Source organism: Burkholderia sp. LK4 (assembly GCF_001043615.1).
Taxonomy (GTDB): Bacteria; Pseudomonadota; Gammaproteobacteria; order Burkholderiales; family Burkholderiaceae; genus Burkholderia; species Burkholderia cepacia.
In genome coordinates this window covers 12,187-28,327 of record NZ_LDUL01000071.1, presented here as the reverse complement: position 1 = coordinate 28,327, position 16,141 = coordinate 12,187, and the positions used below count along the sequence as shown (strand labels likewise).

15 protein-coding genes and 1 tRNA gene are annotated in these 16,141 nt (G+C 64.5%); 1 reads left to right on the top strand and 15 read right to left on the bottom strand.

Annotated features, from left to right (window positions below):
• Positions 1-4 precede the first annotated feature (4 nt).
• The 15 genes from nuoH to VK92_RS30870 form a co-directional block, all read right to left on the bottom strand.
• Positions 5-1,072: an NADH-quinone oxidoreductase subunit NuoH gene (gene nuoH, locus VK92_RS30940; RefSeq protein ID WP_021162814.1), complete on the bottom strand. Its 1,068-nt coding sequence runs from the start codon at positions 1,070-1,072 to the stop codon at positions 5-7.
• A complete protein-coding gene (gene nuoG / locus VK92_RS30935; protein WP_048020499.1) occupies positions 1,073-3,403 on the bottom strand; it encodes an NADH-quinone oxidoreductase subunit NuoG in 2,331 nt (776 codons plus the stop codon). It lies immediately after the preceding gene.
• An 82-nt stretch (positions 3,404-3,485) separates the two neighbouring features.
• Positions 3,486-4,796 (bottom strand): NADH-quinone oxidoreductase subunit NuoF, encoded by a 1,311-nt coding sequence (nuoF, locus tag VK92_RS30930; protein ID WP_006478267.1) that lies wholly within the window; start codon positions 4,794-4,796, stop codon positions 3,486-3,488.
• Positions 4,793-5,278, bottom strand: coding sequence for an NADH-quinone oxidoreductase subunit NuoE (nuoE, locus tag VK92_RS30925; protein WP_006756903.1), 486 nt, complete (start codon positions 5,276-5,278; stop codon positions 4,793-4,795). The genes nuoF and nuoE overlap by 4 nt, the downstream gene beginning before the upstream one ends.
• A gap of 185 nt (positions 5,279-5,463) precedes the next feature.
• Positions 5,464-6,717 carry an NADH-quinone oxidoreductase subunit D gene (locus VK92_RS30920; protein ID WP_006478265.1) on the bottom strand — a complete coding sequence of 418 codons (1,254 nt, stop codon included), beginning with the start codon at positions 6,715-6,717 and terminating at the stop codon, positions 5,464-5,466.
• 9 nt (positions 6,718-6,726) lie between these two features.
• Positions 6,727-7,329, bottom strand: a complete 603-nt coding sequence (locus tag VK92_RS30915; protein ID WP_006478264.1) for an NADH-quinone oxidoreductase subunit C — start codon at positions 7,327-7,329, stop codon at positions 6,727-6,729.
• 21 nt (positions 7,330-7,350) lie between these two features.
• On the bottom strand, positions 7,351-7,830 hold the full coding sequence (locus VK92_RS30910) for a NuoB/complex I 20 kDa subunit family protein (RefSeq protein WP_006398799.1): 480 nt from the start codon (positions 7,828-7,830) through the stop codon (positions 7,351-7,353).
• A 62-nt stretch (positions 7,831-7,892) separates the two neighbouring features.
• Positions 7,893-8,252 (bottom strand): NADH-quinone oxidoreductase subunit A, encoded by a 360-nt coding sequence (locus VK92_RS30905; RefSeq protein ID WP_006398798.1) that lies wholly within the window; start codon positions 8,250-8,252, stop codon positions 7,893-7,895.
• Positions 8,253-8,405: 153 nt separating this feature from the next.
• Positions 8,406-8,490: transfer RNA gene (locus VK92_RS30900), tRNA-Leu, on the bottom strand.
• Between the two features lie 112 nt (positions 8,491-8,602).
• Positions 8,603-8,983 carry a preprotein translocase subunit SecG gene (gene secG, locus VK92_RS30895; RefSeq protein WP_042977371.1) on the bottom strand — a complete coding sequence of 127 codons (381 nt, stop codon included), beginning with the start codon at positions 8,981-8,983 and terminating at the stop codon, positions 8,603-8,605.
• Positions 8,984-9,055: 72 nt separating this feature from the next.
• Positions 9,056-9,811, bottom strand: a complete 756-nt coding sequence (tpiA, locus tag VK92_RS30890) for a triose-phosphate isomerase (RefSeq protein ID WP_021162811.1) — start codon at positions 9,809-9,811, stop codon at positions 9,056-9,058.
• Between the two features lie 141 nt (positions 9,812-9,952).
• A complete protein-coding gene (locus VK92_RS30885; protein WP_048020533.1) occupies positions 9,953-10,996 on the bottom strand; it encodes an NAD(P)H-quinone oxidoreductase in 1,044 nt (347 codons plus the stop codon).
• 152 nt (positions 10,997-11,148) lie between these two features.
• Positions 11,149-13,296, bottom strand: a complete 2,148-nt coding sequence (gene pnp, locus VK92_RS30880) for a polyribonucleotide nucleotidyltransferase (RefSeq protein WP_048020531.1) — start codon at positions 13,294-13,296, stop codon at positions 11,149-11,151.
• 290 nt (positions 13,297-13,586) lie between these two features.
• Positions 13,587-13,856, bottom strand: a complete 270-nt coding sequence (gene rpsO / locus VK92_RS30875) for a 30S ribosomal protein S15 (RefSeq protein WP_006398792.1) — start codon at positions 13,854-13,856, stop codon at positions 13,587-13,589.
• A 118-nt stretch (positions 13,857-13,974) separates the two neighbouring features.
• The gene (locus tag VK92_RS30870; protein WP_048020496.1) at positions 13,975-15,234 is read right to left on the bottom strand and encodes a branched-chain amino acid ABC transporter substrate-binding protein; all 1,260 of its coding nucleotides are present in this window, start codon (positions 15,232-15,234) and stop codon (positions 13,975-13,977) included.
• A 169-nt stretch (positions 15,235-15,403) separates the two neighbouring features.
• Between VK92_RS30870 and VK92_RS30865 the strand changes: the two genes are divergently transcribed.
• A complete protein-coding gene (locus tag VK92_RS30865; RefSeq protein ID WP_048020494.1) occupies positions 15,404-15,916 on the top strand; it encodes a hypothetical protein in 513 nt (170 codons plus the stop codon).
• Positions 15,917-16,141 lie beyond the last annotated feature (225 nt).

Below are 16,141 nucleotides of genomic sequence, written 5' to 3'. Positions count from 1 at the left end.
GTCCTTACTTCACCCAGATGTTCAACGGCGACATCATCCAGCAGCCGACCACGACCACCCAGACCACCGTGACGGGCAGGAACACCTTCCAGCCCAGACGCATGATCTGGTCGTAACGGTAGCGCGGGAACGTCGCGCGGACCCAGATGAACACCGACAGCAGTGCGAAGACCTTCAGCACCAGCCAGAAGATGCCCGGGATGAACGACAGGAATTCGAACGGGGCGTCCCAGCCACCGAGGAACAGCGTCGCAGCCAGCGCCGAGATCACGATCATGTTGATGTACTCGGCGAGGAAGAACAGCGCGAACGCCATGCCCGAGTAATCGATCATGTGACCGGCGACGATTTCCGACTCCCCTTCCACCACGTCGAACGGGTGGCGGTTCGTTTCGGCGATGCCCGAAATGAAGTAGACGACGAACGCCGGCAGCAGCGGCAGCCAGTTCCACGACAGGAAGTTCACGCCGTGGCCGGCGAAGAAACCGTGCTGTTGCGAACCCACGATTTCCGACAGGTTCAGGCTGCCGGCCGTCATCAGCACCAGCACCAGCGCGAAGCCCATCGAGATTTCGTACGACACCATCTGTGCCGCGGCGCGCATCGCGCCGAGGAACGCGTACTTCGAGTTCGATGCCCAGCCCGCGAGAATCACCGCATACACGCCGATCGACGAAATCGCCATCGCGTACAGCAGGCCCGCGTTCACGTTCGCGAGGACCGCTTCGGCCTGGAACGGGATCACGGCCCACACGGCGAATGCCGGCACGACGGTCATCACCGGCGCGATCAGGTACAGCCAGCGGCTGGCGGCGCTCGGCTGAATGACTTCCTTCAGCAGCAGCTTCAGCACGTCGGCGATCGGCTGCAGCAGGCCGCCGGGGCCGACGCGGTTCGGGCCGAGACGCACGTGCATCCAGCCGATCAGCTTGCGTTCCCACAGAATCAGGTACGCGACGCACAGCAGGATGACGACGGAGACGACGAGGATGCGCACGACGGCCCACACCGTCGGCCATGCGAAGCCGAGAAGCTGGGACCCGCCCGCGTTGATCGTATCGAACAAGCTCATTTACGCCTTCTCCACCACCAGTTCACCGGACAGGCTGCCGAGCGCTGCGCCGGCAGGCGTTGCCGCCGACACGCGAACGACCGTCTCCGCAAGATTCGCGTCGCGCACGGCCGGCAACTGCACCGCACGCTCGCCCTGGCGCACGCGCACCGCGTCGCCTTCCTTCAAGCCCAGCTTGTCGAACAGCGCGGCCGGCAGGGCTGCGGCATTCGCCGCCTTCGCGGCGGCCGTCAGGTGCAGCGCACCTGCACGGCGCACGAGCGCGTCGGCGTGATAGATCGGCACATCGGCCAGACGCTCGAAGCCGCCGTTCGCGGCATTCGCGGCGGCGCGCACCGGCGCGACCGACGTCTGGTTCGACAGGCGGCCCGCGACGCCGGCGTCGCCGAGCGCGGCGAGACGCACTTCTTCCGAGGTCTCGTATTCGAAGTTCGGCAGGCCGAGCAGGCTGCCGAGCACGCGCAGCACCTTCCAGCCCGGACGCGTGTCGCCGAGCGGGCGCACGACGCCGTTGAAGCTCTGCACGGTGCCTTCCGCATTCACGTACGTGCCGGCCGTTTCCGTGAACGGCGCAACCGGCAGCAGCACGTCGGCGTAGTCGAGGCCGTGCTTGAACGGCGACATCACGACGACCATTTCCGCCTGGTTCAGCGCGGCCAGTGCCTGTGCCGGATCAGCGGTGTCGAATTCCGGCTCGACGTTCAGCAGCACGTAGCCCTTGCGCGGCTGCGCGAACGCTTCACGTGCGTTCAGGCCGCCTTCGCCCGGCAGTGCGCCGACGACGTGCGCGCCGACCGTGTTCGCCGCTTCCGTCAGGAAACCGAACGTGGCGCCGGTGTTGTCGGCGATCCACTTGGCGACGGCGTGCAGCTTCGCGAATTCCGGATGGCGGACCGCGACGTTGCCGAGCAGCACCGCACGGCGTTCGCCGTTCGCGAGCGACTGGGCGACAGCCTGCGCGGCCGGCGATGCGGTGACGCCTGCCAGCGCGTCGGGCAACGCGACGCCGCGCAGTTGCGCGACCGCGGCAGCGATGCCGGCCAGCTGGTCGAGCCATGCCGACGGCGCGGCAACGATGCGCTGCGCGGTCGGGATCAGTGCATCGTCACCGGTCGCGTGCAGGAAGTGCAGCTTCGCGCCGTTCTTCGCGGCCTGACGCAGGCGGGCGGCAAACAGCGGGTGGTCGCGGCGCAGGAACGAACCGACGACGAACGCGGCGTCCACGTTCGACAGGTCGGCGATCGGCATGCCGAGCCACGGTGCGCCCTGGACCGGCGCCGAGAAATCCTGCTGACGCAGACGGAAATCGACGTTCGGCGTCTTCAGTTCGTTGGCGAGCTGCTTCACGAGGAACAGCTCTTCAGCGGTGCTGTGCGCGCTCGCGAGCATCGCCAGCGCGTTCGCGCCGTGATCCGCGGCGATGCCCTTCAGGCCCTTCGCGACATATTCGAGCGCGGTCTGCCAGTCGGTTTCGATCCACTGGCCGCCCTGCTTCAGCATCGGCTTCGTCAGGCGCTCTTCGCTGTTGAGGCCTTCATACGAGAAGCGGTCCTTGTCCGAGATCCAGCATTCGTTGATTGCTTCGTTCTCGAACGGCAGCACGCGCATCACGCGGTTGTTCTTCACCTGCACGACGAGGTTCGCGCCGACGGAATCGTGCGGGCTCACCGACTTGCGGCGCGACAGTTCCCACGTACGGGCGCTGTAGCGGAACGGCTTGCTGGTCAGCGCGCCGACCGGGCACAGGTCGATCATGTTGCCCGACATTTCGGAATCGACCGTCTTGCCGACGAACGTCGTGATTTCCGAGTGCTCGCCGCGGCCCAGCATGCCGAACTCCATCACGCCGGCGATTTCCTGGCCGAAGCGGACGCAGCGCGTGCAGTGGATGCAGCGCGACATCTCTTCCATCGAGATCAGCGGGCCCACGTTCTTGTGGAACACCACGCGCTTTTCTTCCGAGTAGCGCGACGACGACTTGCCGTAGCCGACCGCCAGATCCTGCAGCTGGCATTCGCCGCCCTGATCGCAGATCGGGCAGTCGAGCGGATGGTTGATGAGGAGGAATTCCATCACCGACTGCTGCGCCTTCACGGCCTTGTCGGATTGCGTGTGGACGATCATGCCGGCCGACACGGGAGTCGCGCAGGCAGGCACGGCCTTCGGCATCTTCTCGACTTCGACGAGACACATCCGGCAGTTGGCCGCAACCGACAGTTTCTTGTGATAGCAGAAGTGAGGAATGTACGTATCCGCCTTGTGCGCAGCCTGGATCACCATGCTGCCTTCGGGCACCTCGACCTTCTTGCCGTCTATTTCAAGTTCAACCATGATGGTGAATGGTCCTTAACCTATTTCCGCCCGTTCGCGCCTTCGCCCGACCGTGCGCTCAAATTCCGCAACCGGGTTCGCTTCAGGCTGCCGCCGCGTGCGCGTGGCCGCCGACCATGCAGTGCTTGTGCTCGACGTGGTACGCGAATTCGTCCCAGTAGTGCTTGAGCATCCCGCGTACCGGCATCGCCGCCGCATCGCCGAGTGCACAGATCGTACGGCCCATGATGTTCTCGGCCACCGAGTTCAGCAGGTCCAGATCTTCCTGGCGCCCTTCGCCGTGCTCGATACGGTTCACGACGCGATACAGCCAGCCGGTGCCTTCGCGGCACGGCGTGCACTGGCCGCACGATTCCTCGTAGTAGAAGTACGACAGGCGCAGCAGCGATCGCACCATGCAGCGCGTCTCGTCCATCACGATCACCGCGCCGGAACCGAGCATCGAGCCCGCCTTCGCGATCGAATCGTAGTCGAGATCCGTCTGCATCATGATGTCGCCCGGGATCACCGGTGCCGACGACCCGCCCGGAATCACGGCCTTGATCTTCTTGCCGCCGCGCATCCCGCCGGCGAGCTCCATCAGCGTCGCGAACGGCGTGCCGAGCGGCACTTCGTAGTTGCCCGGACGCTCGACGTCGCCCGACACCGAGAAAATCTTCGTGCCGCCGTTGTTCGGCTTGCCGATCTCGAGGTAATTCTGCGGCCCGATGGACAGCAGGAACGGCACCGCGGCGAACGTCTCGGTGTTGTTGATCGTGGTCGGCTTGCCGTACACGCCGAAGCTCGCCGGGAACGGCGGCTTGAAGCGCGGCTGGCCCTTCTTGCCTTCGAGCGACTCGAGCAGCGCCGTTTCCTCGCCGCAGATGTACGCGCCGTAACCGTGGTGCGCGTGCAGCTGGAACGAGAATTCCGAGCCCATGATGTTGTCGCCGAGGAAACCCGCTGCGCGCGCTTCATCGAGCGCGGCCTCGAAGCGTCGATACACTTCGAAGATTTCGCCGTGGATGTAGTTGTAGCCGACGGTGATGCCCATCGCATACGCGCCGATGGCCATGCCTTCGATCAGCGCGTGCGGGTTCCAGCGCAGGATGTCGCGATCCTTGAACGTACCCGGCTCGCCTTCGTCCGAGTTGCAGACGAGGTACTTCTGCCCCGGGAACTGGCGCGGCATGAAGCTCCACTTCAGGCCGGTCGGAAAACCCGCACCGCCGCGGCCGCGCAGGCCCGACGCCTTGACGTCGGCGATCACCTGCTCGGGCGGAATCTTTTCTTCGAGAATGCGGCGCAGCTGCTTGTAGCCGCCGCGCGCGACGTAATCTTCGAGATGCCAGTTCTCGCCGTTCAGACCAGCGAGGATCAGCGGTTTGATGTGACGGTCGTGGAGGGACGTCATTTCGAGAGCTCCTCAAGCAGCTGGTCGATCTTCTCGCGGCTCATGAAGCTGCACATTCTGTGATTGTTCACCAGCAGCACCGGCGCATCGCCGCACGAGCCCATGCATTCGCCTTCCTTCAGCGTGAACTTGCCGTCAGGCGTGGTCTCGCCGAAGCCGATGCCCAGCTTCTGTTTCAGGTAGTCGGCAGTCGCTTCCGCGCCGCCGTGCGGGCCAAGCTGGCACGGCAGGTTCGTACAGAGCGTGATCTTGTGCTTGCCGACCGGGTTGAGCTCGTACATCGTGTAGAACGTCGCGACTTCCTGCACGGCAACGGCCGGCATGCCGAGATAGTCCGCGACGAACTGCATCAGTTCGGGCGACAGCCAGCCGTGCTCTTCCTGAGCAACGGCCAACGCCGACATCACGGCGGACTGTTTCTGATCGGCGGGATACTTCGTCAACGCTCGATCGATTTCCTTCAGGCCTTCAGCTGAGATCATTTTCAGACACGACTCTTTCAATTCCTACCGAACGAACAACCTGCCGCACACTGGGGTGCATGGACGGCAGACCTGGCGCTCACTCTGTTGACAGCTTGCGAAGCCGCGCCGGTTCAGCGCATGCAGCATGTGACTTCGCGTGTGACTTACCGCTCGCCGCCCGCGACAAACGGGCGGCGCAACCATTAGCGATCGATTTCGCCGAACACGATGTCCTGCGTACCGATGATCGTGACGGCGTCGGCGATCATGTGACCGCGCGCCATTTCGTCGAGCGACGCCAGGTGCGCGAAACCCGGTGCGCGAATCTTGAGGCGATACGGCTTGTTGGCACCGTCCGACACGAGGTAGATGCCGAACTCGCCCTTCGGATGCTCGACCGCCGCGTACGCTTCGCCTTCCGGCACATGGAAACCTTCGGTGAAGAGCTTGAAGTGGTGAATCAAGTCTTCCATGTTGGTCTTCATGCCGACGCGCGACGGCGGTGCAACCTTGTGATTGTCGGTCATCACCGGGCCCGGATTCTTGCGGAGCCACTCAATACACTGTTTCGCGATGCGGATCGACTGGCGCATTTCTTCGACGCGAACCAGGTAGCGGTCGTAGCAATCGCCGTTCACGCCGACCGGCACGTCGAAATCCATGCGATCGTACACTTCGTACGGCTGCTTCTTGCGCAGGTCCCAGGCGATGCCCGAACCGCGCAGCATCGGGCCCGTCAGGCCCATCTGCAGTGCACGCTCCGGGCTGACCACGCCGATCCCGACCAGACGCTGCTTCCAGATCCGGTTGTCGGTGAGCAGCGTTTCGTATTCGTCGACGCACTTCGGGAAGCGCGTGAAGAAGTCGTCGATGAAATCGAGCACCGAGCCGCTGCGCGCTTCGTTCATCTTCGCGAGCGCCTTCTCGTTGCGAATCTTCGACGCCTTGTATTGCGGCATTGCGTCAGGCAGGTCGCGGTAGACGCCGCCCGGACGGTAGTACGCCGCGTGCATCCGGGCACCGGACACCGCTTCGTACACGTCCATCAGGTCTTCGCGTTCGCGGAATGCGTACAGGAACACCGCCATCGCGCCGACGTCGAGTGCGTGCGCGCCGATCCACATCAGGTGGTTCAGCACGCGCGTGATCTCGTCGAACAGCACGCGGATATACTGCGCGCGCTCAGGCACTTCGATGCCGAGCAGCTTTTCGATCGCGAGCACGTAGCCGTGCTCGTTGACCATCATCGACACGTAGTCGAGACGGTCCATGTACGGCACGGACTGGATGAAAGTCTTGGATTCCGCGAGCTTTTCCGTCGCGCGGTGCAGCAGGCCGATGTGCGGATCGGCACGCTGAATGACTTCGCCGTCGAGCTCGAGCACGAGGCGCAGCACGCCGTGCGCTGCCGGGTGCTGCGGGCCGAAGTTGAGCGTGTAGTTCTTGATTTCTGCCATGACGCCCCCTTAATGTTTCAGACCGCCATAGCGATCCTCGCGGATCACGCGCGGCGTGATTTCGCGCGGCTCGATCGTCACCGGCTGGTACACGACCCGCTTCTCTTCCGGGTCGTAACGCATTTCGACGTAACCCGACACCGGGAAGTCCTTGCGGAACGGGTGACCGATGAAGCCGTAGTCGGTGAGGATGCGGCGCAGGTCGGGGTGGCCTTCGAACACGATGCCGTACAGGTCGAACGCTTCGCGCTCGTACCAGTTCGCGGACGTCCAGATGTCGACCAGCGATGCCACGATCGGCAGGTCGTCGTCCGGCGCGAATGCGCGCAGGCGCAGACGCCAGTTGTTCGTGACCGACAGCAGGTGCGACACGGCCGCGAAACGCGGGCCGTCGTAGGCGCCGTCGCCGAAGGTCTGGTAGTCGACGCCGCACAGGTCGATCAGCTGCTCGAAACGGAGCTTCGGATCGTCGCGCAGCGTCTTTGCGACTTCGAGGTAATCGCTCGCCTTCACGACGAGCGTAAGTTCACCGATCGCTTCGGTGAGGCTCACCACGCGCGCGCCGAGCGCGGCTTCGAGGTTTGCCTTGAGGGTCTCGATTTTGCTTGCCATATTGAGGGGACGCTCGGGGCTTTATTGACGGGCGATGGTATTGGTGCGGCGGATCTTCGCCTGAAGCTGGATCACGCCGTAGACCAGCGCCTCGGCCGTGGGCGGACAGCCCGGCACGTAGACGTCGACCGGTACGATCCGGTCGCAGCCGCGAACCACCGAGTACGAGTAGTGGTAGTAGCCACCGCCGTTCGCGCACGATCCCATCGAGATCACCCAGCGCGGCTCGGCCATCTGGTCGTACACGCGGCGCAGCGCGGGCGCCATCTTGTTGCAGAGCGTGCCGGCGACGATCATCACGTCCGACTGGCGCGGGCTCGGGCGGAACACGACGCCGAACCGGTCCAGGTCGTAACGGGCCGCGCCCGCATGCATCATTTCGACGGCGCAACACGCGAGCCCGAACGTCATCGGCCACAGCGAGCCGGTACGCGTCCAGTTGATCAGCTTGTCAGCCGTCGTGGTGACAAACCCTTCCTTCAAGACCCCTTCGATACTCATTTGCTTTCCACTCCAGACGAGCGACCGAGCGTGGCCGCCCATGCAAACCGGCGATTAACCCATCACTCCCAGTCGAGGCCGCCTTTCTTCCAGATATAGGCAAAGCCCAGCAGGAATTCGAGCAGAAAAATCATCATTGCGATGAAACCCGGCCAGCCGATATCCCGGAGCGCGACGCCCCACGGAAACAGGAATGCGGTTTCGAGATCGAAGATGATGAACAGGATGGCGACGAGGTAGTACCGGACGTCGAATTTCATCCGGGCGTCTTCAAAGGCTTCGAAGCCGCACTCGTACGGTGCGTTCTTCTCGACGTCCGGCTTGTTGGGACCAAGGAGCTTGCCGATGCTGACCAGCGCTATACCTAAACCAGTGCCCACGAGGAGGAACAACAAGACGGGGTAATAGGCTGCGAGGTTCAAGGCAATCCTCTATCGGTTGGTTCTGAGCGTCCGGAGAATACCACTTCCGGCGGAAGGAATCATTTCGGAGTGCACGCGATCGCAAGACAACCGCAAGCACACCCCAGAAATGAAAAATGCCAGCCACTAGAAGCGGCTGGCATTGAGTAACTTTGGTGCCGACGGCGAGACTCGAACTCGCACAGCTTTCGCCACTACCCCCTCAAGATAGCGTGTCTACCAATTTCACCACGTCGGCACTGCATGCAACCGGGGTTGTAACTACTTGTTTCCCGCGAATCGCTTCAAGAATTAAATTCTAACCTGAGTCCCGGAATTGTTCAACGCACAATCGCAAAAATTTTAACTTTTTATTTCGGGACATCCTGGCCCGGCGCGCTCGCAGCCGAACCCGCAACGGCGGCGGATGCCGCGACTGCCGGCGCCGATGCTGCAGGTGCCGATGCCGGCGCGGTCGCTGCCGTGCCGAGCACACCGGCCGACGGCGTCGACTTGTACGAACCGAGATACGTCAGCGCCAGCGTCGCGACGAAGAAGATCGTTGCGAGAATGCCCGTGGTACGCGACAGGAAGTTCGCCGACCCCGTGGCACCGAACAGGCTGCCCGACGCGCCGCTGCCGAACGCAGCGCCCATGTCGGCACCCTTGCCGTGCTGCAGCAGCACGAGACCAATCACACCGAGTGCAGACAGCACCTGCACCACAATAATCAGCGTCTTGAATAACAGCATCACACCCACCCGATTGGATCGGGCGACCGGAACGACCGGCCGCCCTCATGGTTCAATTCGATCCCGGACCGCTTATCGCGCGGCCCGGCAGATCGCCAGGAAATCTTCCGCCTTCAGCGACGCGCCGCCGATCAGGCCACCGTCGATGTCCGGCTGCGCGAACAACTCTTCCGCGTTGTCCGGCTTCACGCTGCCGCCGTACAGCACGGACACGTCCGCCGCACCCTTTGCCGCGAGACGCCCACGCAGGAACGCATGCACGTCCTGTGCCTGCGCCGACGTCGCGCTCTTGCCCGTGCCGATCGCCCAGACCGGCTCGTACGCGACGACGATGCGCGCAGCCTCGTCGGCCGTCAGCACGGCCAGCACCGCGTCGAGCTGCGCACCGACCACCTGCTCGGTCGCACCCGACTCGCGCTCGTCGAGCGTCTCGCCGACGCACACGACCGGCGTGAGCCCCGCCGCGAGCGCGCGCTGCGTCTTCGCTGCGACCGTCTCGTTGCGCTCGCCGTGATACGCGCGACGCTCCGAATGACCGACGATCGCATAACGTGCGCCGAACTCCGCGACCATCGCGGCCGCCACTTCGCCGGTGAACGCGCCCTGCTCGTGCGCCGACACGTCCTGCGCACCCCAAGCGACACGGCCGCCGTCGAGCTGCGCCTGAACCTGCGCGAGATACGGGAACGGCACGCACACGCCGACCGACGTTTCGGCCGCCACCGCGCCCGCACCCTGCACCACTTCGTTCAGCAACGCCTGGTTGCCGGCCAGCCGGCCGTGCATCTTCCAGTTGCCGATCACACGCTTAGTTCTCTGTTTCGACATCGTGTCTGTCTCGTCACCGCTTGGTCATTAACGTGCCATTTACGTGCCATTGACGCGCCGGAAACCGGCCGTCAGGTTTGATCTGGCGAAGCAAACCCGCGATTTTACTGCGCACGGCTTGAACCGGTCAAACCGCGTATGTCAAGCCCGGCCACACGGGCCGTCAGGCGTTCGCCCCCCCCAATCCAGGACGATCTTGCCGGTGTGCTCGCTGCTTTCCATCAGCGCATGCGCCTGCGCGGCATCCGCGGCCGGCAATACACGATAGATCACCGGCTTGATGCGGCCATCGGCAATCAGCGGCCACACGCGCGCCTTCAGTTGCGCGGCGATCCGCGCCTTGAACTCGACCGGACGCGGGCGCAGCGTCGAGCCCGTGATCGTCAGCCGGCGACGCAGGATCTCGCCGAGGTTGATGTCGGCCTTCGCGCCGCCGAGCAGCGCGATCAGCACGAGACGGCCGCCATCCGCGAGTGCGGACAGTTCGCGCGGCACGTACGAGCCCGCCACCATGTCGAGGATCACGTCGACGCCGCGATCGTGCGTCAGCGACTTCACGACCTCGACGAAGTCTTCCGTCTTGTAGTTGATCGCGCGTTCGGCGCCGAGCACCTCGCACGCGCGGCACTTGTCGGCGGTACCGGCCGTCGCGAACACGCGAAAGCCGAGCGCATGCGCGATCTGGATCGCCGTCACGCCGATGCCGCTCGAGCCGCCCTGCACGAGCAGCGTCTCCTGCTCGCCGCCCTCGCCCGCGCCGAGCTGCGCACGGTCGAACACGTTGCTCCATACGGTGAAGAACGTTTCGGGCAGCGACGCGGCCTCGATATCCGTAAGCCCGTCGGGTACCGGCAGGCATTGCGGCAGCGGCGCGACCGCATACTCGGCATAACCACCGCCCGCGAGCAGCGCACACACACGATCGCCCAGCTTCAGGCCGAACGGGTTCAGCGCCGCGTCGGACAAATCGCCGCCGACGATCTCACCCGCGACCTCGAGGCCCGGCAGATCCGACGCGCCCGGCGGCGGCGCATACGCACCCTTGCGCTGAAACACGTCGGGCCGGTTCACGCCGGAAGCCGCCACCTTGATCAGCACTTCGCCGCGCTTCGGTTCGGGGCGCGGACGCTCCGCGAGCTTCAGCACGTCGGGGGCGCCGAATTCGGTGATTTCGATGGCTTTCATGGTGATGGTCGCTCCGGGATCAGGATCGGAATCGGATGGCGCGCCCGCGCGCGGCTCGGACGCGTAGCCGGCGCTGCTGCGCCGCACAACGATGCTACAGAAAAAACGGCCGGCACGCTTTCGCACTGCCGGCCGTTGGTCCGCCTGCCCGCTTACTGCTGCGGCGGCGTATCCGACTGCGCCGCTGCCGCTGCTTCATTCAGCAGCGCCTTCGCCGACAGGCGCACGCGACCCTTTTCGTCCGTCTGGATGACCTTGACCTTCACTTGCTGGCCTTCCTTCAGGTAGTCGTTGATGTCCTTCACACGCTCGTTGACGATTTCCGAGATGTGCAGCAGGCCATCCTTGCCCGGCAGCAGGTTCACGATCGCGCCGAAATCGAGCAGCTTCAGAACCGTGCCTTCGTACACCTGACCGACTTCGATCTCGGCCGTGATTTGCTCGATGCGCTTCTTCGCTTCGGCCATGCCGTCGCTGTTCGTGCTCGCGATGGTCACGACGCCGTCGTCCGAGATGTCGATGGTCGTGCCCGTTTCTTCCGTCAGCGCGCGGATCACCGAACCGCCCTTGCCGATCACGTCGCGGATCTTTTCCGGGTTGATCTTGATCGTGATCATGCGCGGCGCGAATTCCGACAGCTGCGTGTTCGCACCCGAAACCGCCGACGTCATCTTGCCGAGGATGTGCATGCGGCCTTCCTTCGCCTGCGCGAGCGCGACCTGCATGATTTCCTTCGTGATGCCCTGGATCTTGATGTCCATCTGCAGCGCTGTCACACCCTGCTCCGTGCCGGCTACCTTGAAGTCCATGTCGCCGAGGTGATCTTCGTCGCCAAGGATGTCGGTCAGCACCGCGAACTTGTTGCCTTCGAGGATCAGGCCCATCGCGATACCCGCGACGTGCGCCTTCATCGGCACGCCGGCGTCCATCAGCGCGAGGCAGCCGCCGCACACCGATGCCATCGACGACGAACCGTTCGATTCGGTGATTTCCGACACGACGCGGATCGAGTAGCCGAACTCGTCGGCGCTCGGCAGGCACTTCACCAGCGCGCGCTTCGCGAGGCGGCCGTGGCCGATTTCGCGACGCTTCGGCGAGCCGACGCGGCCCGTTTCGCCGGTCGCGAACGGGGGCATGTTGTAGTGGAGCATGAAGCGCTCGCGGTATTCGCCTTCGAGCGCGTCGATGATCTGCTCGTCACCCTTCGTGCCGAGCGTCGCGACGACCAGCGCCTGCGTTTCGCCGCGCGTGAACAGCGCCGAGCCGTGGGTACGCGGCAGCACGCCGGTACGGATCTCGATCGGGCGCACGGTGCGCGTGTCGCGGCCGTCGATACGCGGCTCGCCGTTCAGGATCTGCGAACGGACGATCTTCGCTTCGATGTCGAACAGCACGTTGCCGACGGTGGCCTTGTCGGCCGCTGCCGTACCGGCTGCCTGTGCGTCTTCCTCGAGCTTCGCCGAGGTCGCTGCGTAAACTTCCTTCAGCTTCGTCGAACGCGCTTGCTTGTCGCGCAGCTGGTAAGCGGCGAGCAGGTCGTTCTGTGCCAGCTCGGTCACGCGGGCGATCAGCGCTTCGTTCTTCGGCGCCGGCTGCCAGTCCCACTCGGGCTTGCCGCCTTCGCGCACCAGTTCGTGGATCGCGTCGATCGCGACTTGCATCTGCTCGTGGCCGAACACCACGGCGCCCAGCATCACGTCTTCCGACAGCTGGTCGGCTTCCGATTCGACCATCAGCACCGCACGCTCCGTACCCGCGACGACGAGGTCGAGGCTCGATGCCTTGATCTGGTCACGCGTCGGGTTCAGCACGTATGCGTTGTCGATGTAGGCAACGCGCGCGGCACCGACCGGGCCGTTGAACGGCAGGCCCGACACGGCGAGCGCAGCCGATGCGCCGATCAGCGCGGGGATGTCCGCCGGGATTTCCGGGTTCACGGACAGCACGTGGATCACGACCTGGACTTCGTTGTAGAAGCCTTCCGGGAACAGCGGGCGCAGCGGACGGTCGATCAGGCGCGACGTCAGCGTCTCGTGCTCCGACGGACGGCCTTCGCGACGGAAGAAGCCGCCCGGGATCTTGCCGGCCGAGTAGGTCTTCTCGAGGTAGTCGACGGTCAGCGGGAAGAAGTCCTGGCCCGGCTTCGCCGACTTCGCGCCGACGACGGTTGCCAGCACGACGGTGTCTTCGACGTCGACGATCACGGCGCCGCTTGCCTGGCGAGCGACTTCACCGGTTTCGAGGCGCACCTTGTGCTGGCCCCACTGGAATTCCTTCACGACCTTGTTGAACATGGACATGGTTGCTCCTTTGAATTCATGCATTTCATTCGCCGCGCCGGCCATCCCGCGCGGCGGCGTCCCGACCGAATCACCCGGAGCAAGGTGTGTTTTTTATGCCATTCCAGCGCGGCACTCATGCAGCGACGCGCTGGAATGACACAAATCCTGCCCCGGTATCAGTCGTTGCGGCGGCCCCGCACAGTCGTGCCGGACAGCCTGCGATGCGTGTGACGCTACGCACCGCGCAAAAACAAAATGCCTGTATCAGCGGACTGACACAGGCATCTTGCTGGCGGCAATCGCCTCGATTACTTACGCAGACCCAGCTTCTCGATCAGTGCGCGGTAACGGTCGGCATCCTTGCCCTTGAGGTAGTCGAGCAGCTTGCGGCGGCGGCTCACCATGCGCAGCAGGCCGCGGCGGCTGTGGTGGTCCTTCGCATGGGTCTTGAAGTGACCCGTCAGTTCGACGATACGTGCGGTCAGCAGTGCGACCTGGACTTCGGGCGACCCCGTGTCGTTCGTACCGCGGGCGAACTGAGCAACGACTTCCGACTTCTTGATATCTGCAACAGACATGAGATTTCCTTGGTTTCTACTTTCTAACTGAACAGGCGGACACGGAAGAATGGCCGTGCCGTGACTTACAACCGGCGGGCATTGTAGCACAACTCCACGCCGTTCTTACCGCCCCCTGTCACGGGCGCGTCATCGAGCAGGCGGACGGCATCTCCGTGCGCTGCGCCGGCACCGCGAGCACCGTCCGGAAGCCATAACCCGACCCCTCGTTGTCGAAGCGCACGCCCGGCGTGCCGGCCTTGTCCATCTCCATCACGTAAAGGGGCTGGATCAACTGATGGTCCTGCGCGCGCATCCTCGATGCGTGGAAGCCGTCGTCGAACGACAGCCCCTCGAGCGCACGCGCGACCGCGACGGGGTCGGCCGACCCCGCACGGTTCATCGCGGCGGCCAGCATCTCGATCATCAGGCTCATGCGCCGCACCGGATAGTCGTCCTGGGCGGCCGGAAAACGGTTCCGGAACGCCCGGTAGAACGCGTCGGATTTCGCGCCGCCTGCGTTCGGGTGCCAGTCCGCCACGGCGACGACCCGCCCGACACCGGCGTCGCCGAGGGCTGCCGGCGCACCGAGGCTGTTGCCGTAGAACGTGTAGAACTTCGCATTCAGCCCCTGCTCCCGCGCCGCCTTCACGAGCAGCGTGAGGTCGTTGCCCCAGTTGCCGGTCACGACGGCGTCGGCGCCGCTCGCGCGGATCTTCGCGATGTACGGCGAGAAATCCTTGATCCGGCCGATCGGGTGGAACTCGTCGCCGGCGATCGTCACGTCCGGGCGCCGCGCGGCCAGCGCCTGCCGTGCGAGCGCGCTGACGTCGTGGCCGAAACTGTAGTCCTGGTTCAGCAGGTAGACCTTGCGCAGCGCGCGGTCGCGTGCCATCACGTCCGCGAGTGCGGCCATCCGCATGCCGGCGTGCGCATCGAAGCGGAAATGCCAGAAACTGCAGCGCGCGCCGGTCAGCGCCGGATCGTCGGCCGAATAGTTGAGGAACAGCATCCGGTTGTCCGGATCGCGCGCGTTCAGCTTGTCGAGCGCCGCGACGAGCGCGGCCGCGACGGCCGAGCTGTTGCCCTGCGTGACGAAGCCGATGTGGCGATCCGCGGCCGCGCGCAGCTGCACGAGCGCCTCCTCGGGGCTGCCCTTGCTGTCGAGCACGACGAGTTCGAGCGGGTGCGCACCGTCGCGCAGCTTCACGCCGCCCGCCGCGTTCACCTGCTCGACGCCGAAGCGCAGGTTGCGCTCGACCGCCGCGCCCGCGTTCGCGAACGGGCCCGACATCCCTTCGATCAGCGCGATCCGCACCGGCTCGCCGCCGGCAAATGCGGACGACACCAGCATCCACCCCGCGCTCAACGCGAGCGCGCACCGCTTCCACCCCTGCATCGGCCACCTGCCCTTCAATCAGCCCGAGAAGCGCGGATCATAGGCCGGCGCCCCCGCCGCCCGCAAGCGTGACTATGCAGGCGATCCGCACCGATTTTTTCCGCGCGATGCGCGATCGGTTGCCGTCCGTGATAAAACGGGACTTGTTTCCGTGTTCAGGAGAATCCCCATGCGCATTCGCATTTCCGCGCGCCTGCCGGTGCTGCTCGCCAGCGCCGCCGCGCTGCTGACCGGTTGCGCGCAACCGTGGCAGCAATACCAGGCCGGCCAGGACGAGTCGGCGATCGTCGCACGCATGGGCCCGCCGCGCGAGATCTACGACCTGCCCGGCGGCGGCAAGCGCCTGATGTGGCCGACCCAGCCGATGGGCGAGATCACCGTCGCGGCCGACGTCGACGCGACCCACAAGATCGTCAACGTGCGCCAGGTCCTGCAGCCGAGCGAGTTCTATCGCGCGGAGATCGGCAAGTGGACGAAGACCGACGTCCTCGTCAACTTCGGACGCCCCGTCGAGACGTCCTACTTCCCGCTGATGAAGCGCGAGGTATGGACGTACCGGTATCTCGAGGACAACGTCTGGTACATGATGTACAGCTTCTACTTCGACCCGCAGGGCATCCTGCGCATCACGCAGAAAACACCCGACCCGTTGCACGACCCCGACCGCCGCAACCTGTTCTGACCGATTACGCATTTACGCGCAATTTTCTCGATGGCCATTCACGAATCATTGCGTGAATGGCCATTTCCTTTTTTCCGCCGGCTTATTAATTCGGCAAATGCGACGGAAATCCTTTCCGATCGATGACATGCCGATGGCAATTCGCTGACATCCCCGTCATGCGGGCCTTTGCCTGAAAACAGGCACGCGCAGTGCATATCATGCGGTGGATTGGTGCATGCAATG